The 26,530-nt window shown below is 73.7% G+C and carries 27 protein-coding genes and 1 riboswitch; of the genes, 14 read left to right on the top strand and 13 right to left on the bottom strand.

All coding sequences use genetic code 11. The annotated features are described in order from the left end of the window. Positions 1–30: 30 nt before the first annotated feature. Positions 31–164: riboswitch (cobalamin riboswitch) on the bottom strand. A 92-nt stretch (positions 165–256) separates the two neighbouring features. The 3 genes from HHL19_RS27135 to HHL19_RS27125 are packed head-to-tail and all read left to right on the top strand — an operon-like array spanning position 257 to position 3,689. Further along, positions 257–1,558 (top strand): cobalamin biosynthesis protein CobG, encoded by a 1,302-nt coding sequence (locus HHL19_RS27135; RefSeq protein WP_240981897.1) that lies wholly within the window; start codon positions 257–259, stop codon positions 1,556–1,558. Positions 1,559–1,560: 2 nt separating this feature from the next. After that, positions 1,561–2,196: a precorrin-8X methylmutase gene (locus HHL19_RS27130; RefSeq protein WP_169092973.1), complete on the top strand. Its 636-nt coding sequence runs from the start codon at positions 1,561–1,563 to the stop codon at positions 2,194–2,196. Further along, positions 2,193–3,689 carry a precorrin-2 C(20)-methyltransferase gene (locus HHL19_RS27125; protein ID WP_169092972.1) on the top strand — a complete coding sequence of 499 codons (1,497 nt, stop codon included), beginning with the start codon at positions 2,193–2,195 and terminating at the stop codon, positions 3,687–3,689. The genes HHL19_RS27130 and HHL19_RS27125 overlap by 4 nt, the downstream gene beginning before the upstream one ends. Here HHL19_RS27125 and HHL19_RS27120 read toward each other — a convergent pair. Then, the gene (locus HHL19_RS27120; RefSeq protein ID WP_169092971.1) at positions 3,680–4,429 is read right to left on the bottom strand and encodes a cobalt-precorrin-6A reductase; all 750 of its coding nucleotides are present in this window, start codon (positions 4,427–4,429) and stop codon (positions 3,680–3,682) included. The genes HHL19_RS27125 and HHL19_RS27120 overlap by 10 nt on opposite strands. Before the next feature lie 12 nt (positions 4,430–4,441). Between HHL19_RS27120 and HHL19_RS27115 the strand changes: the two genes are divergently transcribed. After that, entirely contained in the window at positions 4,442–5,557 is a 1,116-nt protein-coding gene (locus HHL19_RS27115) for a cobalt-precorrin-5B (C(1))-methyltransferase (protein ID WP_169092970.1), read from the top strand. Between the two features lie 34 nt (positions 5,558–5,591). Here the strand turns inward: HHL19_RS27115 and HHL19_RS27110 are convergent, their stop codons facing one another. The 5 genes from HHL19_RS27110 to HHL19_RS27090 all read right to left on the bottom strand — a co-directional run bounded on the left by HHL19_RS27110 (position 5,592) and on the right by HHL19_RS27090 (position 10,060). Next, positions 5,592–6,278 (bottom strand): hypothetical protein, encoded by a 687-nt coding sequence (locus HHL19_RS27110; RefSeq protein ID WP_240981896.1) that lies wholly within the window; start codon positions 6,276–6,278, stop codon positions 5,592–5,594. Positions 6,279–6,531: 253 nt separating this feature from the next. After that, positions 6,532–7,281: a precorrin-4 C(11)-methyltransferase gene (gene cobM, locus HHL19_RS27105; protein ID WP_169092968.1), complete on the bottom strand. Its 750-nt coding sequence runs from the start codon at positions 7,279–7,281 to the stop codon at positions 6,532–6,534. After that, positions 7,278–8,504, bottom strand: a complete 1,227-nt coding sequence (gene cbiE, locus HHL19_RS27100; protein ID WP_169092967.1) for a precorrin-6y C5,15-methyltransferase (decarboxylating) subunit CbiE — start codon at positions 8,502–8,504, stop codon at positions 7,278–7,280. Before cbiE ends, cobM begins: the two co-directional genes overlap by 4 nt. 53 nt (positions 8,505–8,557) lie before the next feature. Then, positions 8,558–9,775, bottom strand: a complete 1,218-nt coding sequence (locus HHL19_RS27095; protein ID WP_346768416.1) for a transposase — start codon at positions 9,773–9,775, stop codon at positions 8,558–8,560. 144 nt (positions 9,776–9,919) lie between these two features. Beyond that, a complete protein-coding gene (locus HHL19_RS27090) occupies positions 9,920–10,060 on the bottom strand; it encodes a DUF6126 family protein (RefSeq protein ID WP_169092966.1) in 141 nt (46 codons plus the stop codon). 101 nt (positions 10,061–10,161) lie between these two features. Between HHL19_RS27090 and HHL19_RS27085 the strand changes: the two genes are divergently transcribed. Further along, positions 10,162–11,241, top strand: coding sequence for an LLM class flavin-dependent oxidoreductase (locus HHL19_RS27085; RefSeq protein ID WP_169092965.1), 1,080 nt, complete (start codon positions 10,162–10,164; stop codon positions 11,239–11,241). A 4-nt stretch (positions 11,242–11,245) separates the two neighbouring features. Further along, a complete protein-coding gene (locus HHL19_RS27080) occupies positions 11,246–11,872 on the top strand; it encodes an FMN reductase (protein ID WP_169092964.1) in 627 nt (208 codons plus the stop codon). A gap of 24 nt (positions 11,873–11,896) precedes the next feature. Here HHL19_RS27080 and HHL19_RS27075 read toward each other — a convergent pair whose 3' ends face one another. Next, on the bottom strand, positions 11,897–12,955 hold the full coding sequence (locus tag HHL19_RS27075; RefSeq protein WP_169092963.1) for a MerR family transcriptional regulator: 1,059 nt from the start codon (positions 12,953–12,955) through the stop codon (positions 11,897–11,899). A gap of 121 nt (positions 12,956–13,076) precedes the next feature. On the opposite strand from HHL19_RS27075, the gene HHL19_RS27070 reads away from it, so the two are divergent. Further along, positions 13,077–13,448: a VOC family protein gene (locus HHL19_RS27070; protein ID WP_169092962.1), complete on the top strand. Its 372-nt coding sequence runs from the start codon at positions 13,077–13,079 to the stop codon at positions 13,446–13,448. A gap of 3 nt (positions 13,449–13,451) precedes the next feature. Here HHL19_RS27070 and HHL19_RS27065 read toward each other — a convergent pair whose 3' ends face one another. The 5 genes from HHL19_RS27065 to HHL19_RS27045 all read right to left on the bottom strand — a co-directional run bounded on the left by HHL19_RS27065 (position 13,452) and on the right by HHL19_RS27045 (position 16,966). Next, positions 13,452–14,318, bottom strand: coding sequence for an ABC transporter permease (locus HHL19_RS27065; protein WP_169092961.1), 867 nt, complete (start codon positions 14,316–14,318; stop codon positions 13,452–13,454). Then, positions 14,315–15,292 (bottom strand): ATP-binding cassette domain-containing protein, encoded by a 978-nt coding sequence (locus HHL19_RS27060; RefSeq protein ID WP_169092960.1) that lies wholly within the window; start codon positions 15,290–15,292, stop codon positions 14,315–14,317. Before HHL19_RS27060 ends, HHL19_RS27065 begins: the two co-directional genes overlap by 4 nt. A gap of 136 nt (positions 15,293–15,428) precedes the next feature. Continuing rightward, positions 15,429–15,833, bottom strand: a complete 405-nt coding sequence (locus tag HHL19_RS27055) for a hypothetical protein (RefSeq protein ID WP_169092959.1) — start codon at positions 15,831–15,833, stop codon at positions 15,429–15,431. A 78-nt stretch (positions 15,834–15,911) separates the two neighbouring features. Further along, complete coding sequence (locus HHL19_RS27050) at positions 15,912–16,340, bottom strand: RidA family protein (RefSeq protein ID WP_169092958.1); 429 nt, start codon at positions 16,338–16,340, stop codon at positions 15,912–15,914. Between the two features lie 107 nt (positions 16,341–16,447). Then, positions 16,448–16,966, bottom strand: a complete 519-nt coding sequence (locus HHL19_RS27045; protein ID WP_206325234.1) for an Rrf2 family transcriptional regulator — start codon at positions 16,964–16,966, stop codon at positions 16,448–16,450. A 113-nt stretch (positions 16,967–17,079) separates the two neighbouring features. On the opposite strand from HHL19_RS27045, the gene HHL19_RS27040 reads away from it, so the two are divergent. The 7 genes from HHL19_RS27040 (at position 17,080) to HHL19_RS27010 (ending at position 24,315) form a co-directional block, all read left to right on the top strand. After that, on the top strand, positions 17,080–17,532 hold the full coding sequence (locus HHL19_RS27040) for a hypothetical protein (protein ID WP_169092956.1): 453 nt from the start codon (positions 17,080–17,082) through the stop codon (positions 17,530–17,532). Position 17,533: 1 nt separating this feature from the next. Continuing rightward, positions 17,534–17,989, top strand: coding sequence for a hypothetical protein (locus tag HHL19_RS27035; RefSeq protein ID WP_206325186.1), 456 nt, complete (start codon positions 17,534–17,536; stop codon positions 17,987–17,989). 4 nt (positions 17,990–17,993) lie between these two features. Continuing rightward, positions 17,994–19,061 (top strand): endonuclease/exonuclease/phosphatase family protein, encoded by a 1,068-nt coding sequence (locus HHL19_RS27030; RefSeq protein WP_169092955.1) that lies wholly within the window; start codon positions 17,994–17,996, stop codon positions 19,059–19,061. 17 nt (positions 19,062–19,078) lie between these two features. Then, complete coding sequence (locus HHL19_RS27025) at positions 19,079–19,315, top strand: DUF2630 family protein (RefSeq protein ID WP_169092954.1); 237 nt, start codon at positions 19,079–19,081, stop codon at positions 19,313–19,315. Between the two features lie 201 nt (positions 19,316–19,516). Then, positions 19,517–21,487, top strand: coding sequence for an FUSC family protein (locus HHL19_RS27020; protein WP_240981894.1), 1,971 nt, complete (start codon positions 19,517–19,519; stop codon positions 21,485–21,487). Between the two features lie 301 nt (positions 21,488–21,788). Next, positions 21,789–23,261 (top strand): APC family permease, encoded by a 1,473-nt coding sequence (locus HHL19_RS27015; RefSeq protein WP_169092953.1) that lies wholly within the window; start codon positions 21,789–21,791, stop codon positions 23,259–23,261. A gap of 64 nt (positions 23,262–23,325) precedes the next feature. After that, a complete protein-coding gene (locus HHL19_RS27010) occupies positions 23,326–24,315 on the top strand; it encodes a hypothetical protein (RefSeq protein WP_169092952.1) in 990 nt (329 codons plus the stop codon). A gap of 42 nt (positions 24,316–24,357) precedes the next feature. Here the strand turns inward: HHL19_RS27010 and HHL19_RS27005 are convergent, their stop codons facing one another. Beyond that, the gene (locus HHL19_RS27005) at positions 24,358–26,418 is read right to left on the bottom strand and encodes a PhoX family protein (protein ID WP_169092951.1); all 2,061 of its coding nucleotides are present in this window, start codon (positions 26,416–26,418) and stop codon (positions 24,358–24,360) included. Positions 26,419–26,530: the final 112 nt, after the last annotated feature.

Raw genomic sequence — 26,530 nt, 5'->3', positions numbered from 1 at the left:
GGCCCTTCCTCGGGGTTGTCCGCGCCCCGGGTGGTCGTGTGGACGGCGGGAGTTCCTGACTCACCCGTGCCGTTGCCGGTACGGGCTCACAGTGGCGGGACCGCGCCGGATTCTCACCGGGCTTCCTCCCCGGGGTCCTGGGACCCCATGCCGATCTGCATAGTAAAGCGTGCCGTCGGCGAGCCGGAGGGGGCCGGGAGAGTCGGCCGGATCACACTCGGTGGCCGCCCGGTTCCCCGTGGGTATGCTCGCCGCCATGCCGCCGACCCCGACCACCCCGCCCGAACCGGGCGAAGCGCCGATAAGGGACCGTGGCGACGCGTGCCCGGGGGCGCTCCGGCTGCACGCCGCCGCCGACGGGCTCCTCGCCCGACTCCGCCTGCCCGCCGGACGATTGACGCCACGTCAGCTCATGGTCCTGGCCGACGCGGCGGAGTCGCTGGGCGACGGGAGCCTCTCCGTCACCTCGCGCGGCAACGCCGAGCTGCGCGGCCTGCGCGACGGCTGCGGCGCCGGTCTCGCCGCGCTCCTCGCCGACGCGGGCCTGCTGCCCTCGCCCACCCACGAGCGGGTCCGGAACATCGTGGCCTCCCCGGCCGCGGGACTCGACGGACTCGGCCACGCCGACGTGCAGTTGTGGGCCCGCGCCCTGGACACCGCGCTCTGCGCGGAGCCCCGCGCGGCGGCCCTCTCCGGCCGCTTCCTCTTCGCCCTCGACGACGGCCGCGGCGACACCACCGCCCTCGGCGCCGATGTGACCTTGATCGCAGCCCCGAACGACGCCGTACTCCTGACGGCGGGCCCGGAAACCTACCGCCTGACGACACCCGCCCCCGGAACGGCCCCCGATGCCACCGCCGACGGCGACTCCCCTGCCGGAACCGCCGCCGGAACCGCCGCCCGTGCCGCCCGTGCCGCCCTGACCTGCGCCCTCGCCTTCCTCGGCGCCGTCGAGGCGGCCGGCAGCGGGGCGTGGCGGCCGCGGGAGCTGCCCGAGGCGCAGCTCCCGGACTGGGCCCGCGCTCTGGCACGCGCGGGGATCGGCGCGGAGCTCGTACCCTCCTTCTCTCCTCCCCCGGCGGCGCTCCCGCCCGCACCCGGTCCGCTCGGCGACCACGCCCTGCATGTCCTCGCCCCCCTCGGCCGGCTGACCGCCGCGCAGCTGCGGGCGCTCGGCGAGGGCGCGGACGAGGTGCGGCTCACCCCGTGGCGCGGGGTCGTCGTGGTGGGCCCGGCCGCGGACCGGCTGCCCGCGCTCGCCGCGCACGGCCTGGTCACCGGCCCGGCCGACCCCCGCACCGGCGTCACCGCCTGCACCGGCACGCCCGGCTGCGCCAAGTCCCTCGCCGACGTGCGGGCGGACGCGGCGCGCGCGCCCGGCGGGCCGCTGCCCGTGCACTACTCCGGCTGCGCCCGCCGCTGCGGCCATCCGCACGGCGCCCGGATCGAGGTCACCGCCCTCGACCCCGACACGTATCTGCTGGACGGCGCCCCCGTCCCCCGTACCGCCCTGGCCGAGGCCGTCGCGGCGGCCCGTACGAAACCGATGGAGAGCTGAGGATGTACGAGTACGAGAAGGACGGCGCCGAGATCTACCGCCGCTCCTTCGCCACGATCCGCGCCGAGGCCGACCTCGGCGGGCTGCCCGACGACCTCGCCACGGTCGCCGTCCGCATGATCCACGCCTGCGGCATGACCGACCTCGTCCGGGACCTCGCGTACTCCTCCGGGGTCGTCGCGAACGCCCGCGCCGCGCTCCGGGCCGGCGCCCCCATCCTCTGCGACGCGCAGATGGTCGCCTCCGGCGTCACCCGCAAGCGGCTGCCCGCCGACAACGAGGTGCTCTGCGCGCTCTCCGACCCGGCCGTCCCCGCGCTCGCCGCCGAGCTCGGCACCACCCGCTCGGCCGCCGCCCTCGAACTGTGGCGGGACCGCCTCGAAGGCTCCGTCGTCGCCATCGGCAACGCCCCCACCGCCCTCTTCCACCTCCTGGAGATGATCGCGAAGGGCGCGCCGAGGCCGGCCGCCGTCCTCGGCATCCCCGTCGGCTTCATCGGCGCCGCCGAGTCCAAGGACGCCCTCGCCGCCAACGAGCTCGGCCTCGACTACCTGGTGGTCCGCGGCCGGCGCGGCGGCAGCGCCATCACCGCCGCCGCCCTCAACGCCCTCGCGCACGAACCGGAGATCCAGGCATGACCACCCCCGTGACCGGCAAGCTGTACGGCGTCGGCCTCGGCCCCGGCGACCCGGAGCTGCTCACCCTCGCCGCCGTGAAGGCGATCGCCGAGGCCGACGTCGTCGCCTACCACTCGGCCCGCCACGGCCGCTCGATAGCGCGCTCCATCGCCGCCCCCCACCTCCGCGAGGACCACATCGAGGAGCGGCTGATGTACCCGCTCACCGTGGAGACGACCGACCACCCCGGCGGCTACCGGGGCGCGCTCGACGACTTCTACGAGGAGGCCGCGGCCCGGCTCGCCGCCCACCTCGACGCGGGCCGCACGGTCGCCGTCCTCGCCGAGGGCGACCCGCTGTTCTACGGCTCCTACCAGCACATGCACAAGCGGCTCGCGGACCGGTACGACACCACCGTCATCCCCGGCGTCACCTCCGTCAGCGCCGCCGCCGCCCGGCTCGGCGAACCGCTGTGCGAGGCCGAGGAGGTCCTCACGATCATCCCCGGCACCCTGCCGGAGGACGAGCTGGCGGCCCGCCTCGCGGGCACCGACTCGGCGGTCGTGATGAAGCTCGGCCGCACCTTCCCCACCGTGCGCCGCGCCCTGGAACGAGCGGGTCGGCTGGAGGACGCCCGGTACGTGGAACGGGCGTTCATGGCGGGCGAGCGCACGGAGCAGCTCGCGGACGTGGACCCGTCGACCGTCCCGTACTTCTCCGTCGCCGTCCTCCCCTCCCGCATCGACCGCGAGAACCCGGTACGGGAGACGGGCGAGGTCACCGTCGTCGGCACCGGCCCGGCGGGCGCCCCCTGGCTGACCCCCGAGTCGCGCGGCGCGCTCGTCAACGCCGACGTGCTCGTCGGCTACACCACCTACCTCGACCGCGTCCCGGTCCTGCGCCCCGGCCAGATCCGGCACGGCTCCGACAACAAGGTCGAGTCGGAGCGCGCCGAGTTCGCCCTCGACCTGGCCCGCCGCGGCCACCGGGTCGCGGTCGTCTCCGGCGGCGACCCCGGCGTCTTCGCCATGGCGACGGCCGTCCTGGAGGTCGCCTGCGAGCCGGCGTACGCGGACGTCCCCGTCCGGGTCCTCCCCGGCGTGACCGCCGCCAACGCCGCCGCCGCCGCGGCCGGCGCCCCCCTCGGCCACGACTACGCCACGATCTCCCTCTCCGACCGCCTCAAGCCCTGGGACGTCATCGCGGCCCGCCTGCGCGCCGCCGCCGAGGCCGACCTCGTCCTCGCCCTCTACAACCCCGGCTCGAAGTCCCGCACCCACCAGGTGGCCGCCGCCCGCGACCTCCTCCTGGAACTCCGCTCCCCCGACACCCCCGTCGTCGTCGCCCGCGACGTCGGCGGCCCGGAGCAGTCCGTCCGCGTCCTCACCCTGAAGACCCTGGACCCGGCGGAGGTCGACATGCGCACCCTCCTCCTCATCGGCTCCTCCCAGACCCGCGCCGTCGACCGCGGCGACGGCCGCACGATCACCTGGACCCCGAGGCGCTACGGCTGACGGGCCCGCTCCGCCGCCCGCTCCGCCGCCCACTCCGCGGCCCGATCCGGTGTCGTCGCCGTCGGGACGCCCTCCGGGACCGGGGGGCGGCGGACGACGACGACCGGGATGCCGGCCTCGCGGGCGGCGGTGAGTTTGGGGGCGGTGGCGGCGCCGCCGGAGTCCTTCGTGACGAGCACGTCGATGCGGTGGCGGGCCAGCAGGTCCCGTTCGCCGTCGAGGGTGAACGGGCCCCGGTCGAGCAGGACTTCGGTGTGTGCGGGCATCGGCGCCTCGGGCGCGTCCACGGAGCGGACGAGGAACCGCTCGGGCCGGCCGGCGAAGGCGGCGAGCCCCATCCGGCCGGTGGTGAGGAAGACCCTTTCGCCGAGCCCGTCCAGCGCCGCGGCCGCCTCCTCCAGGGAGCCCACGTCGCGCCAGTCGTCGCCGTCCCCCGGGACCCACCCGGGGCGGCGCAGCGCCAGCAGGGGAACATGGGCGGTGGCGGCCGCCCGGGCCGCGTTGAAGCTGATCCGCTCGGCGAAGGGATGGGTGGCGTCGATGACCGCGTCCACGGCGTGCTCCCGCACCCATTCCGCGAGGCCTTCGGCGCCGCCGAAGCCGCCGATCCGCACCTCGCCGGCCGGCAGCCGGGGCGTGGCGACGCGCCCGGCGAGGGAGCTGGTCACCCGCGTCCGGGGGTGCAGCAGCCCGGCCAGGACGCGGGCCTCGGTCGTCCCTCCGAGAATGAGTACGTGCATAGGAGCCTCTTCGTGAGTACCGGCGGGCGCGAGGCCCAACTCAAGCACACCGGTCTGCGGCCCGGCTGGACGACCGGCGCGTGCGCGACGGCCGCGACGACCGCCGCGTACACGGCGCTGCTCACGGGTGACTTCCCGGACCCGGTGACGATCACGCTGCCGAAGGGGCAGACGCCGTCGTTCGCGCTCACGGCCGAGTCGCTGACGGCGGGCGCGGCGATGGCGGCGGTGGTGAAGGACGCGGGCGACGACCCGGACGTCACGCACGGCGCGGTGATCCGCTCGACGGTACGGCTCCTGCCGGCGGGCTCCGGCGTCGTGTTCCGCGCGGGCGAGGGCGTCGGCACGGTCACCCTGCCGGGCCTGCCCCTGGAGGTCGGCGAACCGGCGATCAACCCGGTGCCGCGGCGGCTGATGCGGGAGCACGTGGCGGCGGTGGCGGCGGCGCACGGCGCCCCCGGGGACGTCGAGATCACGCTCTCGATCGACGACGGCGCCGAGATCGCCCGCTCCACCTGGAACCCGCGCATCGGCATCCTCGGCGGTCTGTCGGTCCTCGGCACGACCGGCGTCGTCGTCCCCTACTCGTGCTCGGCCTGGATCGACTCCATCCGCCGGGGCGTCGACGTGGCCCGCGCAGGCGGCCTCACCCACGTCGCCGGCTGTACGGGCTCCACCTCGGAGCGCACGGTGACGGAGCTGTACGACCTGCCGGAGATCGCCCTCCTCGACATGGGCGACTTCGCCGGCGCCGTCCTGAAGTACGTCCGCCGCCACCCCGTCGACCGGCTCACGGTCTGCGGCGGCTTCGCGAAGCTCTCCAAGCTGGCCGCCGGCCATCTGGACCTCCACTCGGCCCGCTCCCAGGTCGACAAGGGCTTCCTGGCGGACCTGGCCCGCGAGGCGGGCGCGTCCGCGTCGCTGGCGGCGGAGGTCGCCGCCGCCAACACGGGCCTGGCCGCCCTCCGCCTCTGCGAGGCGGCCGGCGTCCCCCTCGGCGACCTGGTGGCCGCCCGCGCCCGCGACGAGGCCCTCGCGGTCCTCCGCGGCGCCCCGGTCGCCGTCGACGTGATCTGCATCGACCGCGCGGGCGTCGTGGTGGGCCGCTCGGCGGTGGCGGGGCCGTGAACCGGACGCGGGCCGCGGGGACGGGCCCCGCCGGTCAGCCGTCCGCGGCCGGGTAGCCGATCTCGGCGACGTCCTCGGCCAGGTCGGCGAGCGTCACCCCGGCGTCGAGGACGGCGACGACCTCCGGGGTCAGCGGGCGCAGGGCGAGGACGTGGCGGACGGCGTCGAGGTCGACGGGGGTCGCGTAGTACTCCGAGGCCCACTCGGCGTACGCCTCCGCGGTGCCGTCCACGAGGAGGAGGCGGAGGAGGCGGCCGGAGCCGTCCGGGTCCGGGTGGTCCTCCAGGCCGGGGAAGGCGACGGGGCCGGTGCGCCAGGTGGTGTCCGCGGGCTCGCGCCACAGGCAGGCGGTGGTGACGTGGACGTCGTCCTCGTCGAGGAAGGCGGGCTCCGCCAGGTACTCGCGGAAGGCGTCCGGGACGCCGTCGAGCACGCCGGACCAGGTCGCGCCGTCGGCGAGGGGCCCGTACGGGCTCAGCGGCGACTCGTGGTCGAAGACGCGGGCGAAGGCCCCCGCCGGGGAGAGGACGATCGTGTACTCACCGCCCTGGCCGTCCTTCATCGACGCCAGCTGCTCGGTCTCGGACCAGTGGGCGTCGAAGGAGTAGTACCGGCCCTCCCACGCGGGGCTCAGCACGGCGTCCAGCATCGCGAGGCCCCGGGAACGGTCGCGCAGTTCCTCGATGCCCGGCAGCGCCCGGGCCACGTCGTAGACGGTCATGGGACCCATTGAAGGGGGTGGCGCCGACATGCGGCGCACCGCCCCCGACCCTAGGCTTGCCCCGACGAAACCCCCGCGAGAGAGGGAGTCCCATGGCGAAGCGCGGCAACAAGAAGCGGGCGCGGAAGAAGAAGAAGGCGAACCACGGCAAGCGGCCCAACGCCTGAGCCGTGGCGAGGACGGAGGCCGGACCGGTACGGGTCCGGCCTTCGCTGTGTCGGCTGTGTCGGCTGTGTCGGCTGCGTCGGCTGCGTCAGCAGGTGTGGCGGTCGCGGGCCGGGTCGTAGAGGTGGCTGTCGCGGAACTCGGAGGCGGCGAGGGTGCGGCCGACGATGATGACGGCCGTCTTGGTGATGCCGGCCTCCTTCACCTGGCCCGCGATGTCCTCCAGGGTGCCGCGCAGGACGAGCTCGTCGGGGCGGCTGGCCATGGCGACGACGGCGGCCGGGCAGTCGGCGCCGTAGTGGGGGATCAGTTCGGAGACGATCCGGTCGGCGTAGCGGGCGCCGAGGTGGAGGACGAGCAGGGCGCCGCTGCGGCCGAGCGTGGCGAGGTCCTCGCCCTCCGGCATGGGCGTGGCCTGCTGGGCGATGCGGGTGAGGATGACCGTCTGGCCGACCGTGGGGACGGTCAGCTCGCGCTTGAGCGCGGCCGCCGCGGCGGCGAAGGCCGGGACGCCGGGCACGACCTCGTACGGGATGCCGGCCGCGTCGAGCCGGCGCATCTGCTCGGCCATGGCGGAGAAGACGGACGGGTCGCCGGAGTGGAGCCGGGCCACGTCCTGGCCGGCCTCGTGGGCGGCGGTGATCTCCGCGACGATCTCGTCCAGGTGCAGGTTCGCCGTGTCGACGAGCTTCGCGCCGGGCGGGCACTCGGCGAGGAGTTCGGCGGGGACGAGGGAGCCGGCGTAGAGGCAGACCCCGCAGGCCGCGAGGGTGCGGGCGCCGCGCACGGTGATGAGGTCGGCGGCGCCGGGGCCCGCGCCGATGAAGTAGACGGTCATGCCTCTGGAGAACCCTTCGTTACGGACCATTGCGTGACGGGCATCGCCGTGCGCCAGCCGGTGAAGCCGCCGACGGGCACGGCGGCGGAGACCGCGAGCCGGACGAGTTCGCCGCCGTGGCGGCGGTAGCGGTCGGCGAGCAGCGCCTCGGATTCGAGCGTCACGGTGTTGGCGACGAGCCGGCCGCCGGCGGGGAGCGCGTCCCAGCAGGCGTCGAGCAGGCCGGGGACGGTGAGCCCGCCGCCGATGAAGACCGCGTCGGGGGCGGGCAGGCCGGTGAGCGCGGCGGGCGCCGGGCCGGTGACGACGCGGAGGGCCGGTACGCCGAGGGCGGCGGCGTTGCGGGTGATGCGGGCGGCCCGTTCGGGGGCGCGCTCGACGGCGATCGCCCGGCAGTCGCGGTGGGTCCGCATCCATTCGATGCCGATGGAGCCGGAGCCGCCGCCGACGTCCCAGAGGAGTTCCCCGGGGGCGGGCGCGAGCGCGGCGAGCGTGGCGGCGCGGACGTACCGCTTGGTGAGCTGCCCGTCGTGCTCGTACGCCTCGTCGGGCAGGCCGGGCGTGGCGCCGAGGCGGCGGGTGCCGGGGTCGCGGACGCAGTCGAGGGCGAGGACGTGGAGGGCGTCGGTGCGGGGGTGCGGCCAGTCGGCGGCGGTGGCGTCGAGGAGCCGTTCGGCGGGGCCGCCGAGCTGTTCGAGGACCCGGATCCTGGTGCCGCCCCAGCCGGCCTCGCGGAGCAGCGCGGCGACCCGCGCCGGGGTCTCGGGGCCCTCGCCGAGGAGGAGGAGCCGGCGCCCGGGGTGGAGCGCGGCGCGCAGGGCGTCGAGGGGCCGGGCGACGAGCGAGAGCGTCTCGACGGCCTCCAGCGGCCAGCCGAGCCGGGCGCAGGCGTACGAGACGGAGGACGGGTGCGGGTGGACGTCGAGCCGCCGGTCGCCGACGGTCTCGGCGAGGGTGCGGGCGATGCCGTGGAAGGAGGGGTCGCCGCTGGCGAGGACGGCGATCGCGCGGCCCGCGTGGGCGGCGAGCAGTCCGGGGACGGCGGGGCGGAGCGGGGAGGGCCAGGCGATCCGCTCGCCGGGGCAGTCGGCGGCGGGGAGGAGATCGAGCTGGCGGGGCCCGCCGATGAGCACCTCGGCGGCGCGCAGGGGGCGGCGGGAGCTCTCGGGGAGCCCGTCCCAGCCGTCCGCGCCGATTCCGACGACCGATATCGCACCGTTCACGTCGGCGACTCTACTTGACTGCTTCCTTCCCCCGAGGGGAGGGAATTCCTGGCTCAGGCAGCCTGGTGGGGCAGCGCCCCACCAGGTCCTATGCCCTCAGCACCAGCAGGGCACAGACCGGCCCTGATCAGCATCACGCGTGCGGAGTTCCTGTCTCTGGGGGACACGGCCCCGCACGCGACGCAGTTGTAGACGCGCGTTCCCAGCGGCAGTGCGTGCTTGGCTCTCGCTCCGCACTGCGCACAGTCCATCGTGGTGTGCGCGGGGTGGACCAGGTGCACGGCTCTGCCGTGCTTGTGGCTCATCTCGACAAGAGCCTGTTCTGCGACGCCGATGGCGGCGTCGGCGGCTTTCCTCGCCATGGTCGACTTGGCCAGGAACGCCGGACGGAAGTCCTCCACGGCGATCTCGTCATGATCTTTCACGACGCCCTTGGCCCACTTGCGGACCGTGTCCTGCCGCTGTCGGGCGACCTTCCTGTACAGCTTCGCCCGCAGCTTCTTCGCCGTGCGGTAGCCCTTCGATCCGGACCGGCCCTTCTCCGGCTTACGACGGGCCATCATGCGGTCATACCCGGCCAGCTTCTCCCGGGCCTGTTTCCCGTGCCCTGCATAAGGCAGGTCATACGCGTCGGAGGTGGTGGTCGCGGTCACCTTCACACCCCAGTCGATACCGATGACCCTGCCTGTGGCGGGCAGTGGTTCCGGTTTGACGAGAACGACGAACGAGCAGTACCAGTGCCCGGTGTTGTCGCGGTATACGCGCACGCTGGACGGGATGGCGGGAAGCTCCCGCGACCACACCACCGTCAGGACGATTCCACCCGCCAGGTGCAGCCGCCCGTCCTTGATCCGGAATCCGTGCCGGGTGTAGTTCAGGCTCGGGTCGGTGTCCCTCTTCCGCTTGTGTCTGGGCATTCCTGTCCGGCGGTGGATGGGCAGCCCGGCCTTGATGTCCTTCAGCGCCTTGGCTCGGGAGGAGCCGAAGTCTCGCACGACCTGCTGCTGAGGAACGGAAGAGCCCTCACGCAACCAGGGGTTGCGGGCGCGAGCCTGCGTCAGCAGCTTGTCGAGTTGCGCCGGCCCACAGGTCACCCTCTGACCAGATGCCTGGTTGTGTGCGTACACCCGCTTGGCCACCGCAACGCACTCGTTCCAGATCCAACGGCACCGCGCCCACTCCGCCGACAACCCCGCAAGCGCGGTGGACGACACACGAAGGCGGTATGTGTACCGGACACGCCTGGTGTCCGCCACCTCTCCTTGTGGCACGATCGCCCCCGCCCGTTCCGGCCCGGATCACCTCCCATCCGGCGAGAAAACCGTAGGCACGAGCACCGCACACCCGCACGCACTCGACACGAGACCCACCCCTTCAGACGATCAAGGGAACATCAGTTCGCATCGCGGGGGCGTTCACTTCTGGGCGTTCTGCCCCACGTAGAAGAGGAGCCAGACGAAGCCGGCGAAGGCGTGGGTGGCGAAGACGTAGACGAAGACGCGGAGCATCACGCCCCGCTCTTTCCAGCTCTCGTTGTCGTGCGTCTTCTCGGTCATGCCGTCCAGGGTACGGGGCGCGGAATAGGAGGGAGGGTGGCACCGTTGGACGAGACGATTTAAGATTCAACTACTAATTCGGAACGCGAGAGGTGACCACGATGCAGTTCGGGATCTTCACCGTCGGCGACGTGACGACCGACCCCACCACCGGCCGCACCCCCACCGAGCACGAGCGCATCAAGAACACGGTCGCCATCGCGCTCAAGGCGGAAGAGGTCGGGCTCGACGTCTTCGCGACCGGCGAGCACCACAACCCGCCGTTCGTCCCGTCCTCCCCCACCACCCTCCTCGGGCACATCGCGGCCCGCACGGAGAACCTGATCCTCTCCACGTCGACGACCCTCGTCACCACCAACGACCCGGTGAAGATCGCCGAGGACTACGCCACCCTCCAGCACCTCGCCGACGGCCGCGTGGACCTGATGATGGGCCGCGGCAACACCGGCCCGGTCTACCCGTGGTTCGGGCAGGACATCCGCCAGGGCATCCCGCTCGCCATCGAGAACTACGCGCTCCTCCACAAGCTGTGGAGGGAGGACGTGGTCGACTGGGAGGGCAGGTTCCGCTCCGCCCTCCAGGGCTTCACCGCCACCCCGCGCCCGCTCGACGGCGTCCCGCCGTTCGTCTGGCACGGCTCCATCCGCTCCCCGGAGATCGCCGAGCAGGCCGCGTACTACGGCGACGGCTTCTTCGCCAACCACATCTTCTGGCCCAAGCAGCACACCGAGAAGATGGTCCGGCTCTACCGGCAGCGGTACGCGCACTACGGCCACGGCACCGAGGAGCAGGCCATCGTCGGCCTCGGCGGCCAGGTCTTCATGCGGAAGAACTCGCAGGACGCGGTACGGGAGTTCCGCCCGTACTTCGACAACGCGCCGGTCTACGGCCACGGCCCCTCCCTGGAGGAGTTCAGCAGCCAGACCCCGCTGACCGTCGGTTCCCCGCAGGAGGTCGTCGAACGCACCCTGTCCTTCCGCGAGTACGTCGGCGACTACCAGCGCCAGCTCTTCCTCGTCGACCACGCGGGACTGCCCCTGAAGACGGTCCTGGAACAGCTCGACATCCTCGGCGAGGAGGTCGTCCCGGTGCTGCGCAAGGAGTTCGCGAACCTGCGGCCCGCCGGCGTACCGGAGACCGCCCCGCTCCACCCCGCCGTCCTCGCGTCCAAGGAGGTCTGACCCCATGCGCACCCTGAAGCTGGTCGCGGTCTCCGCCGGCCTGAGCAGCCCCTCCTCCACCCGGCTGCTCGCCGACCGCCTCACGCAGGCGGCCCGCTATCGGCTCGCCGAGCAGGAGTACGCGATCGACGTCGAGGTCGTCGAACTCCGCGACCTGGCGCTGGACATCGCGAAGAACTTCGTGACGGGATTCCCCTCCGAGGCGCTGGAGGAGGCGCTCGGGAAGGTGACGGGCGCGGACGGCGTCATCGCGGTCACCCCCGTCTTCACCGCCTCCTACAGCGGCCTGTTCAAGTCCTTCTTCGACCTGGTCGACCCGGCGGCCCTCACCGGTACGCCGGTCCTCCTCGGCGCGACCGGCGGCACCGCCCGCCACAGCCTGGTCCTCGACCACGCGCTGCGCCCCCTCTTCGCCTACCTGCGCGCCCGGATCTCCTCCACCGCCGTCTACGCGGCCTCCGAGGACTGGGGCACGGGCGGCGACGAGTACACCGAGGGGCTGCCGCACCGGATCACCCGGGCGGGAGAGGAGTTCGCGGACCTGGTGGCGATCACGGCGGACCGCCGTCCCGGAGCGGAGGAGGAACTCGTCCCCTTCGAGAAGCAGCTGGCGGACCTGAGGCTGGACTGACCGATCTCCGTGACGCCGCGCGGGCTACGTGCCGGCCACCTCGGCGACGGCGAGGGCGAGGTTGTCCGGGGCGCCCGAGGCGTGGGCCAGGGTCACGAGCGCCGAGGCCGCGTCCGCGACGGTCGGCGCCGAGGCGAACGTCCGGGTCAGGGACGCCGGCGGCAACAGCGCCGAGAGCCCGTCCGTGCAGAGGAGCAACCGGTCCCCGGCACGGACCTCGTGCACGAGGAGCGCCGGGGCCGCGCCCCCGCCCTCCACCGCCTTCAGCAGCACCGCCCGGTCCGGCCGCCCCGCCGCCTCCTCCGGTTCGAGCCCGCCCGCGTCGACCAGCTCCTGCACCACCGTGTCGTCCCTGGTCAGCTGCCGCAGGCGCCCGTCCCGGAGGAGATACGCCCGGGAGTCCCCGAGATGGGCGACGAGCAGCCGGTTCCCGGCGAGCAGCGCGGCCGTCAGCGTCGTACCGGAGCCGTCGAGGCCCGCGGCCACCGCGTCCGCCGCCCGCACCGCGTCCTCCAGCGCGTCGAGCCCGTCCCCGGCCCGTACCGGCGCCGGCACCGCCGCCACCGCCTCGACCGCCGCCCGCGCCGCGCGCCCGCCCTCGGGGCCGTACCCGTCCGCGACGGCCAGCAGCCGCGGCGAGGCGTGCGCCGCGTCCTGCTGGAGCTCGCGGACGAGCCCCCGGTCGAGGAGGGCCGTGCCGGCCAGTACGTACGAAGATCCCGTCGTCATGTCTGTCCCGTTCCCCTTCACGCGCTCCACCAGGGAGGCCGCGAGCCCCCGCCGCGCCGCCGTGTCCGCCTCGACGGAGGCCCAGTACGCGCGGATCTCCCGCGCCGCGCCCGCCGGATCGTCCGCGTGCAGCGCGCACACCCGCCCGACGTCCGCGAGCGGCATCCCGATCCGCCGCAGCCAGGCGATCAGCCGGGCCCGCTCGGTCTGCGTGTCCGCGTAGTAGCGGTAGCCGCTGTACGGGTCGACTCGGTCGGGACGCAGCAGGCCGAGTTCGTCGTAGCGGCGCAGCGCCTTCGCGGAGAGCCCGGTGGCGCGGGCGAAGTCCCCGATGGTGAGTGCTGAACGCGGCACGGCCGGCTCCCCCGTCCTCCCTGGACCGGGCGGTCGTCCGCCCGGCACCGCCGATGCTGGGCCTTCCCCGCGGGGGAAGGTCAACGGGCACCTCCGCCTCCGTCGGCGGAGGATGCCTTTCATGGACATCAAACTCGAACTGATCGGCGTGCCCGTCACCGACGTCGACCGCGCGAAGGCCTTCTACGAGCAGGTCGGCTTCCACCCGGACCACGACGTCACCGTCAGCGAGGAGATCCGCTTCGTCCAGATGACCCCGCCCGGCTCGGCCTGCTCGATCGCCTTCGGGAAGGGGATCACCGGGATGGCCCCGGGCTCGCTCGACAACATGCAGGTCGTCGTCGACGACATCGAGCGCGCCCACGCCGACCTCACCGCACGCGGCATCGACGTCGGGGAGATCGACGACCAGCCCTGGGGGTCCTTCGTCCGCTTCGCCGACCCGGACGGCAACCGCTGGGCCGTCCAGCAGAAGACGCCCCGCCGGAAGTAGGGCTCACTTGCGGTTGTACAGCCGCATCGTCACCGCGCCGAAGACGGCCACGAAGAGCACCGACCAGCCGAGCGACCAGGCGATGTCCGCCGCGGGCCACTCGCCGGCCATCGACTCCCGTACCGCCGTCGCCAGATGCGTCACCGGGTTGTTGTTCACGAAGGCCTGGAGCCAGCCCGGCATGGTCTTCGGGTCGACGAAGACGTTGGAGAGGAAGGTCAGCGGGAAGATCACCATCATGCTGACGCCCATGACGGACTTCTCGCTGCGCAGCAGCAGTCCGAACATGGTCCAGATCCACGAGAAGGCGAACGAGAAGACCAGCAGCAGCGCCACTCCGAGGAGGACGCCCACGACACCGCCGCCGGGCCGGTAGCCGATGACGAGGCCGACGCTCAGCATCACCGCGGAGGCGATCAGATAGCGGACGACGTCGCCGAGGAGATAGCCGACCATCGGCGCGGGCCGCCAGATCGGCAGGGTGCGGAAGCGGTCGAACACACCCTTCGCGATGTCGGTGTTGACCGAGACACCGGTGTACATCGTGATCATCACGACCGACATCACGAGGATGCCGGGCAGCAGGAACTGGATGTACGCCGAGACCGAGCCGGCCAGCGCGCCCCCGAAGAGGTACGTGTACATCAGCACCATCATGATCGGGAACGCCGTCACGTCGAACAGCTGCTCCGGCACGTGCTTGATCTTCAGCATGGCCCGCCAGCCGAAGGTGAGCGACGCGGAGAGCGCGCCGGGCCGCGCGGGCCGGTCCTTCGCGAGCAGCAGCGCGGCGAGTTCGTCGGGGCGGGGCGCGACGAAGTCCGCCCCCTGCCGACCGGTCCCGGTGGACGTGGTCGTGTCGGTGCTCATGCGGCCGGTCCCTTCCGGTCGGTGAGGGCGAGGAACACCTCGTCGAGACTGGGCTGCCCGAGCGCGAAGTTGTCGACCGTGATCCCGGCGCGGGCGAGCTCGGCGAGGGCCCGCGCGGCCTGTTCGGCGGCGCCGAGGTCGGTGCCGTGCCCGTTGACGGTGGCGGTGAGGGCGACCGGGTCGGGGTCGAGCTGGACGGCGGCGTTCAGGGCGGTGGTGAGGAGCCGCTCGGCCTCCGCCCGCTGCTCGGCGTCGCGGAGCCGCACGTGCACGGAGCCCGAGCCCACCGAGGCCTTCAGCTCGCCCTTCGTGCCCTCCGCGATCACCTTGCCGTGGTCGATGACGGCGATCCGGGAGGCGAGCTGGTCGGCCTCGTCGAGGTACTGGGTGGTGAGCAGGACGGTCGTGCCCTGGGCGACGACGGCCCGCACGATGTCCCAGACCTGGTTGCGGCTGCGCGGGTCGAGACCGGTGGTCGGCTCGTCGAGGAAGAGCAGGTCGGGGGTGTTGAGGATGGACGCGGCGATGTCGATGCGGCGCCGCATGCCGCCCGAGTAGTTCTTGACCTGCCGGTCGGCGGCGTCGGCGAGGCCGAAGGCGCCGAGGAGCTGTGCGGCGCGGTCGCGGGCGGCGGGGCGGCCGTGGCCGAGGAGGCGGGCGAGGAGGACGAGGTTCTCGGTGCCGGTGAGGTCCTCGTCGACGGAGGCGTACTGGCCGGTGAGGCTGACCCTGCCCCGTACGGTGTCGGCCTCGGCGACGACGTCGTGCCCGAACACGCGGGCGCGCCCGGCGTCCGGGCGGAGCAGCGTGGCGAGCATCTTCACGGCGGTGGTCTTGCCGGCGCCGTTGGGTCCGAGCAGGCCGTACACGGTCCCGGCCGGGACGCGCAGGTCGACGCCGTCGACGGCCCGGTTGGTCCCGAAGACCTTCACCAGGCCCTCGGTCTCCACCGCGTAGCCGTTCGTTCCGCCCATGCCGGTGCCTCCCTCTGCGGACCGCACCCCTCCAGTCTGCTGCGGGACGGGCCCGGACGCAGTCCGGAGGAGGGGGCGGGACGGGGAAGGCGGAGGCGGGACGGGGAAGGAGGCGGGTCGGACATGAAGGTCGAGGTCAGTACGGGGCGGGGTGACCGGTGGCGTCCTCGTGCGTGTAGAAGAGGTAGAACATGCCCGCGCCGACGGCGCTGCCGACCGCGAGCCCGAGCCCGCTCGACGAGAACACGCTCGCCCCGGAGAGGCTGTAGAGGAAGCCGGTCGCACCGCCCGTGACCGCTCCCCACGCCACGGCGCGCGCCTCGCGCGGCAGGGCGCGCCCGTAGGTGCGGAGCGCCCACAGGGCGCCGGCGAGGACGACCGCGGAGACGATGCCGAGCCAGAGCTGGCCCCAGGTGAGCGCCCCGCCGTGCCGCGAGACGGTCGCGGCCCAGAGGCCGTAGAGGACGCCGATGACGGCGGGCATGACGGCCCCGTGCATCTCCACGGAACGCCGTGCGGGTACCGCTGCGTGTGCGGCCATGGCAGGAGCTCCTTCGTGTCGCCCCCCTGCTGCTGCACCCTCCAGGGCACACCCGCCGCGGACGCCCCGCAAGTCGGATCAGTGCTCCGCGGACCCCTCCCGGCCGGCGGGCCGGACCGCGACCGCGTCGATCTCGAAGAGCATGCCGGGCAGGGCGAGGGAGGCGACGCCGCTGAGCGTCTGCGCGGGCAGCCGCTCGCCGAACGCCTCGTGCAGCGCCTTCCCGAGGACCTCCAGCTTCGCGAGGTCGTGGTCGACGACGTACGAGCCGAGCCGGACGACGTGCTCGTATCCGAGTCCGACGCCTTCGAGGGCGTGCCGGAGGTTGGCGAGGGAGCGGGCGACCTGGTCGGCGAAGTCGCCGGGGACGGGCGCGCCGGTGGCGTCGGAGGCGTACTGCCCGCCGATGAAGACGAGTTCGCCGGGGGCGGAGGCGGCGTGGCTGTACCCGAAGGGGGCGGGGTCGTGGAGGGTGGGCGGGTTGGTGAGCGTGCGCTGGTCGGTCATGACGGAGCTTCCTTCCACATGTCGCAATGGCGTCGCATGTTTTCTAGATGTTCAATGTCCAGAATCTGAGGGGCAGGCGGCGCTGCGCCGCACCACGGCCCGCCCCCTCACCCCACGTTCGCGAACCACCGCCGGATCCGGTCCGGGGCGTCCGGCGCCTGCCGTTCGGCGCGCTCGCGGACGGAGTCCAGGGTCTGCGCGGCGAGTTCGCGGCGCCAGGCGAGGTCGGCGCGGCCCATGGCGCCGGCGATGGCGCACTCGGGCGCGTTCCCGCCCGCGGGACCGGCACCCGAACCGGGGCGCGAACCGGCACCGGCGCCCGAACCGGCACCCGGGCCCTGCTGCCGGATCTCGGTGCAGCGGAAGGCCTCTTCGGGGCCTTCCAGGGCGGTGACGACGTCCATGAGGGTGATCCGGTCGAGGCCGCGGGCGAGCCGGAAGCCGCCCTTGGGGCCGGAGACGGAGGTGAGGAGGCCGGCCCGGACGAGCGCCTGGAGCTGCTTGTTCAGGTACGCGGCGGGCAGCTCGTGGTAGGCCGCGAGCCGGGCGGCGGTGACCGCCCGCTCGGGGCCGATCCAGGCCAGGTTGAGACAGCTGTGGAGCGCCCACTCCACGCCTTCGTTCATCCTCATGATTCTGGACTCTACATATCCAGATTACGAGTTCGCAAGCGCGATCGCCCTACCCGTTCGGAGCAATCGGAAGGCCGGATTGTTCGCATTGATCCCACTATGGGGCCATGAGCCAGAACAGCACACCCCCGCGACCTGACGGCGCCCCCCGACCCCCGAGGTCGAGCACCTCGGAGGCCTGGTCCTCCGGCGGAACGCTCTTCGCCGGTGTCCTCATGCTGGTCACCGGCATCCTGGACGTCTTCCAGGGCATCGCCGGGATCGCCGAGGACGACGTCTACGCCCGCGTCGGCGACTACGTCTTCAAGTTCAACCTCACCACCTGGGGCTGGATCCACCTGATCCTCGGCATCATCGTCGCGATCGCCGGTTACGGGATCCTCAAGGGCGCCGAGTGGGGCCGGGTCGCCGGTATCTCGCTGGCCTCCCTCAACCTCCTCGCGCAGTTCCTCTTCATCCCCTACCAGCCGTGGTGGGCGCTCTTCTCGATGGCCGTCTCGGTCTTCGTGATCTGGGCCCTGGCCACGGACGACCAGTACGGCCGGAACGAGCGGTACTGACGTGGGCACCCGCCGACGGCGCCCGCGGTTCGGGGCCGCGCTCCTCGCCCTCGCCGTGACCGGCGCCGTCGCGGGCGCCGCGACCGGCTGCGACGCGGCCAAGGAGACCGCCGGGGACATCGTCTCCTCGGCGAGCTCCGCGGTCGCCTCGGCCGCGCAGCGGAAGATGGACGAGATCAAGGACGGGGCGAACGCCACCGACGAGGTGACCGCGGGACCGACCTCCGTCGACGGCGACCGCACGGTCGCCACCGTCACCGCCACGAACCCGAAGGACGCGACCGCCGACTACACGGTCCTGGTCACCTTCCGGGACGACGGCGGGAACTTCCTCGACACCGTCGTCCTCACCCTCGACGCCGTCCCCGCCGGAGCCTCCAAGTCCGGTACGGCGCGCAGCAATCGGACCCTGACCGGCCCGACGACCGCGGAGATCGAACGGGCCCTGCGACACTGACGGAGTGGACCGAGCCCTCGCATCCGACGACGCCCAGCCGACGCCCGACGCCCAGCCGACGCCCGTCGCGGGGACCACCGCGCCCGCACTCCCGTCCCCGCCGCCCGCACCCCTCCGGCCCAGGCCCGGCACCCGCGCCGCCGCCTGGGCCGCCGGGCTGCTCCTGGTCGTCCCCGCGGTCGTCGCCGGCTGCAAGGCGTACGGCACGGACGGCGTCACACCCGTCCCGCAGCTCCTCTCCCTCCTCCCCTGGCTGACCGTCCCCGCCGCCCTGGGCGTGCTGTGCGCGGCGGCCTCACGGCACCGGCCCCTGACCTTCCTCGCGGTCCTCGTCCTCGCCTTCACGGCCTGGACGACGCTCCCCCCGATGCTCGTGTACTCCTACGGCCCCCCGCTCGCGCGGATCCGCGTGATCGCCGCGAACGTCGAGTTCGGGCAGGCCACCGGCTCCCTCGTCGACCTCGCCCGCCGCGAGAAACCCCAGCTCCTGTACGTCTCCGAGTGCGACCCCCGCTGCGCGCGGACCCTCACCGCCGCGCTCTCCCGGCAGCTGCCGCACCGGGTCTCCGTGGACGAGGAGGGCTCGAAGGGCTCCGTCATCCTCAGCGCCTACCCGCTGCGCGACCGGTCCGCCGTCCCCGCCACGATGGGCATGCCGGGCGCGACGGCCGAGATCGCCGGACGGGCCGTACGGCTCCAGCTCGCGCACCCGATGCCGCCGCTGCCCGACCAGGTCGGCCTCTGGAAGACGGAACTGGCCCGGCTGCACGCGGAGATCACCTCCCGCCCGGCGGACGAAGCGCTCGTCCTCGCCGGCGACTTCAACGCCTCCCAGGACCACGCCGCCTACCGCGCCTTCCTCACCTCCCCCTCCCTCCTCGACGCGGCCCGCGTCACCGGCGCCTCCCGCACCCCGACCTGGCCGGCGGAGGGCCCGCTGCCGCCGTACGTCCAGATCGACCACGTCCTCTCCTCCCACACCCTCACGCCCGTCGCCACCCGCTTCCTCCCCCTCCCCGGCAGCGACCACCGGGCCGTCCTCGCCGACCTCGACCTGCACGAAGGGCGCTGATCGGCGACGCTGGGAACATGGACAACGAGCAGATCCTCGACGACATCGGAGCGCTCGTGGAGGAGGAACGCGCCCTGCGCGGGCGCACCGGCGGCCTCCTCCCCGAGGAACGCGAACGCCTCGCGGAGCTTGAGGTGCGCCTCGACCAGTGCTGGGACCTGCTCCGGCAGCGGCGCGCCAAGTCCGAGTTCGGCGAGGACCCCGACACGGCCACCCTCCGCCCCGCCGCGGAAGTCGAGTCCTACCGCAACTAGCCGGCCCCAGGCCGTTGTGGGCATACGTTCCGCAAGGGCGGAACGGGTGGGCACAACGGACGGCGCCCTGCACCGGGCCCAGGTTCCCGCGCCTGAACGCCCCGCACATGTGCGGCCGCACCGTGGGTGTGCCCACCCGTTCCGCCCTGCGGAACGCCTGCCCACACGGTGGCGTCGGGCGGGCGCGCGTACGTTGGGGGCATGGGTTCTGGGACCGGGCGGATGGGGCCGCCGGCGTGGCTGACGGCAGGACTGCGGCCGGAACCCGCCCCCATCCCCTGGCCGGCCACCCTCCGCGCCGCCCTCGCCCTCTCCCTCCCCCTCGCCGCCGGCCTCGCCCTGGACCGCCCCGCCGAGGGCGCCCTCGTCTCGATGGGCGCGCTGTCGGGCGTCATCGGGGACACCGCCGACGCCTACCGGATGCGCGTCTTCAACATCGCCGTCCCGCAGCTGTTCGGCGCCCTCGGCGTGACGCTCGGGACGCTCGTCTTCGGGCACGGCTGGCTCGCCGTCGCCACCCTCACCCTCGTCGCGCTGGTCTCCGGGATGATCTCCTCGATCGGCGCGGTCGCCTCCGCCTCCGGTCTCCTCCTGCTCCTCAACGCCGTCGTCGGCGTCGGCCTCCCGATGCCCGCGCCGTGGTGGAAGGCGCCCGTCCTCCTGGGCCTCGGCGGTCTCGTCGTCCTCGCGCTCACCCTGCTCGGCTGGCCGCTGCGCCGCGCCGCGCCGGAGCGGGCCGCGGTGGCGGCCACCTACCGGACGCTCGCCGACCTGTACGAGGCGGCGGGCTCGGAGGCGTACCAGGAGAAGCGCCACGCGGTGACCGGCTCGCTGAACCAGTCGTACGACCTGATCCTGGCCCGCCGCACCCGCCAGCACGGCCGCACCTCCTCCCTGGCCCGGCTGCTCGCCCAGCTCAACGTGCTGATCCCGCTCCTGGAGGCCGCGCCCGCCGCCGACCTCCGCGCCCGCGTGCGCGGTCCGCTGCCACCGGCCGTCGCCGCGACGATCCGCGAGCTCGCCGACGCCGTGGAGCACGGCCGCACCGACCTCGCCGAACCGGCCCTCCCGCCCTCCGACCGCCCCTCCGACAAGGCCGTCGAGCACGCGCTCCGGCACGCCGCGACCGTCGTCCGCGCGGCCGAACCCAACCCCTACGACGTCGACGACCGCCTCGGCCGCCCCGCCTCCCTCGCCGTCCGCGTCCGCCGCGCCACCCGCACGACGCTGCTGTCCGCGCCCTCCTGGCGGTACGGGCTCCGCCTCGCGCTCTGCATCGGCCTCGCCCAGTCCCTCGTCTCGCTGATCGCCGTGCCGCGCTCGTACTGGGTCGCGCTCACCGTCACCTTCGTGCTGAAGCCCGACTTCGGCTCGGTCTTCTCCCGTGCCGTGCTGCGCGCCGTCGGCACCTGCCTGGGCCTGGTCTCCGCCGCCCTCGTCCTCGCCGAGGTGCCACGGGGCTGGTGGGACGTGCCGGTGATGGCGGTGCTCGCCGCGCTCATCCCGGTCTTCTCCGCGAAGGGGTACGCCTTCCAGACCGCGGCCGTCACCCCCGTCATCCTGCTGCTCTCCGACGCCCTCAACCAGCAGGGCTTCGACCTCGTCCTGCCCCGCCTCTACGACTCCCTCATCGGCTGCGCCATCGCGCTGGTCGCCGGCTACCTGCTCTGGCCCGAGTCCTGGCACAGCCGGATCGGCGACCGGCTCGCCGACGCGGTCGCGGACGCGGCCGCGTACGTGGACCGCGCCTTCCCGCCCGGCCCCCCGCGGGCCGGTGCCGACACCGGCCGGCTGCGGGCCCGCCGCAAGCTGTACCGGGACCTGTCGGCGGTCCGCTCCGAGTTCCAGCGCGCCCTCACCGAACCGCCGCCGACCGGCACCCGCGCCGCCGCCTGGTGGCCGCTCGCCATCGCCGTCGAGCGGATCGTGGACGCCACCACCGCCGCCCGCATCCGCGTCGCGCACGGCGCCCCGCCACCGGACCCGGCGGAGGTCGCCGAGGTGGCGCGCGAGCTGCGCGAACTCGCCGACGGGCTGCGCGCCACCGAGACCCTCGTCGCGGTCCGCGCCGCACTTCCCGACGACGAGGACGGCGTCCTCGCCCCGCTCCGCCAGGAGGTCCGCGCCGCCCGCGCCATCGCCGGGCCCGAACTGCCCCCGGAAGGCCCGTAAACCCTCCGCCGGGGGCGCGTCGACGGACTTACCGGCGGTCACGGAACGGAACCTTCCTGGCACCGTTACCGGATTCCATCCGGGCGACTACGATGCGCTCGACCGCCCCGATGTGATCAGCGTCCGCAGGCTGCCCGTCCCCTGCCGTACCCCCCTGCCCGCGCCCGCACGGAACCCGTCACCCGGCCCGCCCGCCACGCCACTTCACCCTGCCCGCACTCCTCCTTCTCCCCTCCCCTCCGTTCCCCCTCCGTCGTCCGGAACCCCCCACGCCCGCTCCCAGGACTCCGAGGACACCGTCATGCGCACGACCACGAGCAGAGGGCTCCAGCCCAACGTCCTCGGCACCTTCGACACCATCGTGATGGCCGTCGCCGGCAGCGCCCCCGCCTACTCGCTCGCCGCCACCACCGCCGTCCTCTTCGGCGCGGTCGGGCTCGCGGGCCCTGCCGCGCTCCTCTACTGCGCGATACCGATGTTCGGCATCGTCCTCGCCTACGCCCGCCTCGGCCGGATCGACGTCAACGCGGGCGCCGGCTACTCCTGGGTGGGCCGCACCCTCCACCCGTTCCTGGGCTTCCTCTCCGGCTGGGCGCTGGTCTTCGCCGCCACCGTGTTCATGGTCGCGGGCTCGCTCCCCGCCGGCTCGCTCACCCTCGCCCTCTTCGCCCCCGGCCTCGCCTCCTCCACCCCGCTGGCGGCGGCCGTCGGCGCCTGCTGGTTCCTGCTGATGCTCGGCGTCGTCCTCGGCGGCACCCGGCTCACCGTCCGGGCCCAACTCCTCATGTCGGGCGCCGAAATGGCCGTCCTGCTCGCCTTCATCCTGGCGGCGGTGGCGCACCGGGGCCGGGCGGTCGCCTTCGACTGGTCGTGGTTCGGGATCGGGCACTTCCACGGGCCGGAGGGCTTCGCGGCGGGCGCGCTGATCGCCGCGTTCTACTACTGGGGCTGGGACGTCACCAGCAACCTCAGCGAGGAGACCCGGAACAGCCGGCGGACCGCCGGGCTCGCCGCGCTCGTCGGCGTCGGCTTCGTCTTCCTCCTCTTCGTCGCCGCCACGGTCGCCGTGAACGTGCTGCTGCCCGCCGACCGGATCCTGGCCGCGGGACCGAACGTGCTCGCCGTCCTCGGTGAGGAGATCTGGCCCGGCGTCGGCGGGAAACTGCTGGTCGTGGCCGTGATCCTGTCGACCGTCGCGACCCTGGAGACCACCCTGCTCCAGGTGACCCGCTCGCTCTTCGCGATGGGCCGCGACCGGACCCTGCCGGCCGCCCTCGGCCTCGTCCACCGCCGCTGGAACACGCCGTGGGTCGCGATCGCCGCCGTCGGCGCCGCCGCCCTCGCCCTCTTCGTCGCCGCGGCCGCCGCCGGCTCCGTCCAGCGGATCCTGCGGGACGCGGTCGCCGCGATCGGCCTCCAGATCGCCTTCTACTACGGCCTGGCCGGCATCGCCGCCGCCGTCGCGTACAAGTCGCTGCTGCTGCGCTCGGCGAAGAACCTGCTGCTCGGCGGGGTGTGGCCGCTGCTCGGCTCGGCGTTCATGCTGTGGGCCTTCGTCGAGTCGCTCGGCGAACTGTCCACCACCGCACTCACCATCGGCCTCGGCGGCCTCGCCACCGGTCTCGTCCCCATGGCCGTGTACTGGCGCCGCGGCAGCGACTACTACCGGCCCGCCCGCCTCGACGCGCGCCGCGCCCTCGCCGCCGCCGGAGAGGCCGCCCCCGCCTCCCCCGGCGCCCACCTCCGGGACAAGAGCTACGCCACGGACTTCTGACCCGGACTTCCGACCCGGACTTCTGACGACGACACCCGGTACTTCGTGAGCGAAGGAGGCCCCCATGGGCGTACGCCGACGCCCCCTCAGACGGTCCCGCGCGGAGCGGTTCACCCCCGACTTCGACCCGGACTTCGGTGACCGCGCGCTGACGGAGGCCCGCCACGACATCGTCATCGGCCGCTGGCAGGGCGTACGCGACCTGCTCGCCGCCACCGGAGACGACTGGGCCCGCCGCACCCACCGCGTCCGGCTGCTCTCGCACGCCGCCGCCGGCAGCTCCACCGTCGAGACCTGGCGGGCGGCCGAACCGCACAGCGCGGACGCGGCGGTGCTGCGGGCGGCGACCGAGGTCGTACGGGTCTTCGACGCGGCCATCGCCGCGGGGAGGGGCGCCGCCGTCGACCGGGCCAGGATCGACGCGGCCGTCGACGCCTGCCGCAGCGCGGCGGAAGCGGCCCCCGCCGACCCGATGCCCTGGGTGTCGCTGCTCTCGGTGGCGCGGCTGTACGAGGGTGGCGTCCCGCGCCGCGACCTCCGCTACTGGTTCGACGAGTTGCGCCGCCGCGACCCGTACAGCATCGAGGGCCACGTCCAGGTCCTCCGCTACCTCTCGGCCCGCTGGCACGGCACCCACGGCTCGATGTACGACTTCGCACGGGACGCGGCGGGAGTGGCACCGCCCGGCTCGGCGCTGCCGGTCCTGGTGCAGGTCGCGCGGGTGGAGGAGTACCGCTACATCGCCGACGGGGCGCTGGGGCGCGGCCCGGTGCGCGGCTTCGACCAGCACTGGAAGCACGAACTGGCGGTGACCGAGCTGCGGCGCACCCACGACCGCTGGATCGGCGGCCGGGACGCTGCCCGACCCCTCGCGCCGGAGGAGGTGGGAGACCTCAACTTCCTCGCCCACGCGGCCTGTTACGCGGGTCAGGTGGAGCTGGCGCGGGAGCTGATGGGCCTGCTCGGCGCGCGGGCGGCGTGGGTCCCGTGGGCGTACACGGGGGACCCGGGGGAGCAGTTCGTCCGGTTCCGGGAGGGCCTGGGGATCGGCTGACCGCCAGGCCCCCGCCCCCGGCCCTCCCGTACCGCTGCCGGATCAGACGCCGATGTCGCGGCCGTCCTGGCGCCAGACGGCGACGACGGACGGGCGGACGATCCTGCCGGGGCCGTCGGGCCAGACGGAGGCCGGGTTCTCGACGGAGGCGCCGTCGACCTCGCCCGGGTGCTGCACGGCCACCAGGACGCGGCGGTCCTGGATGATCGGGCCGCAGGTCTCGGCGCCGCGCGGCACCGTGAGGAACTGCTTCAGCTCGCCGCGGCGGTCACCGTGCACGGCGACGCCGAAGAGGCCGTCGTGCGAGCCGAGCTTGTTGCCGTCGGTGGAGATCCACAGGTTGCCGTGCGGGTCGAAGGCCACGTTGTCCGGGCAGGAGATCGGGGAGACCTTCTCCTTCGGGTAGCCCGCGAAGTAGGTGGCCGGGTCGTTCGGGTCGCCGGCGACGAGGAAGAGGCGCCAGGCGAAGCCGTCGGACGACGGGTCGTCCCAGTGCTCGGCGAGCTCCAGGACCTGCCCGTGCTTGTTGAGGTTGCGCGGGTTGGCCTCGTCGGCGCCCGGGTTGGCGCCCTTGCCGCGGTTGGTGTTGTTCGTCAGGGCGACGTAGACGCGGCCGGAGCGCGGCGACGGCTCGACGTCCTCGGGGCGGTCCATCTTCGTCGCACCGGCCTTGTCACCGGCGAGGCGCGTGAAGACGAAGACCTCCTCGGCGCTCATCCCGGGCACGTGCGAGACGGCCCCGTCCGCGGTGGCCGTGGCCAGCGGGATCCAGACGCCCGACCCGTCGAACTCGCCGTCGTTCGGGAGCTTGCCGGTGCCGTCGACCTCGGCGGCCGGGGAGTCGCCGGTCAGCTTGGCGACGTACAGGGTGCCCTCGTCGAGGAGGGTGAGGTTGTGGGCGCGGGCCTTCCGCGACCCGCCCTTCATCATCCGCTTCGACGACACGAACTTGTAGAAGTAGTCGAAGCGCTCGTCGTCGCCCATGTAGACGACCGGACGGCCGTCGGCGGTCAGCCGCGGCTGGGCGGCCTCGTGCTTGAACCGGCCGAGCGCGGTGCGCTTGCGCGGCGTCGACTCCGGGTCGTACGGGTCGAGCTCGACGACCCAGCCGAAGCGGTGGACCTCGTTCGGCTCCTGCGCGAGGTCGAAGCGCTTGTCGAACCGCTCCCACTTGCGCTCGGAGGCGCCGGTGCCGACGCCGTACCGCTTGTCCGTGGCGGACGAGCCGTTGGCGAAGTACTGGTTGAAGTTCTCCTCGCCGTGGAGGGTGGTGCCCCACGGGGTGGTGCCTCCGGCGCAGTTGTTGAGCGTGCCGAGGACGGTACGGCCGTCCGGGTCGACGGAGGTCCGCACGAGCGCGGACCCGGCGGCGGGACCGGTCAGCTCGAACTCGCTGGTGGTGTGGAGGCGCCGGTTCAGGTAGTGCCGCGAGACGGGCGAGAGCTTGCCCGTCCGGTGCTCCTCCTGCACCACGACGACGGAGAGGCCGTGCGCGGCCCAGGCGATCTCGACCTGCTCGCGGGTCGGGTTCTCGGAGTCGTACCCCCGGAACATCAGCATTTCGTCCGTGTACTCGTGGTTGGCGACGAGCACCTGGCGCCCGCGCTCGCCGCGCAGCGGCAGCAGCGAGAGGAAGTCGTTGTTGTAGCCGAACTGCCCGGCCTGCGCGGCGGCGGTCTGCTTCTCGGAGTCGAAGGCGGGCGCGCCGCGGAGGATCGGCTCGCCCCACCGGATGACGACGTTCTGCCCGTACCCGGCCGGCACGGTCACCGCGTCGGCGGTGTTGGGCGCGACGGACGCGAACCGCAGCCCCCGAGCGCCGTCGGCCTTCGGCGCGGGCTTGTGCCCCGGGTGCGCCTCGGCGGCCGGCGCCCCACCGAGCACCACGGACCCGCCGGCGGCGGAGGCGACGGTCACGACGGCGGCGGCACGGAGTGCGGAACGGCGCGACAGCACACCGGCTATGACGTCGCCGACGTACTCGTTGCCGCTGGTGTTGGGCACCTCGTGGAAGCAGGCGTCACCACACCGGAACCGGCAGGTCAGGGCGGAACGGCCGCCTCCGTGCGGGTTCGTGCCGATCAGCGGCAGCAGTTTGCGCACTTGGTCCTCCTCCGGCGCAGTACTGCGCCGACATGGTGTCGGGAATCCGTTCGGCCGTGACGGTATGTGTGCACATCTGCACGCGGGCGGCGGCCGAATGAACGCTGGATGA

Origin of the sequence: Streptomyces sp. R302, assembly GCF_012927245.1 — a bacterium.
Classification (GTDB): domain Bacteria; phylum Actinomycetota; class Actinomycetes; order Streptomycetales; family Streptomycetaceae; genus Streptomyces.
The sequence above is the reverse complement of the archived record's forward strand: the minus strand, read 5'-3'. Positions and strand labels throughout refer to the sequence as shown.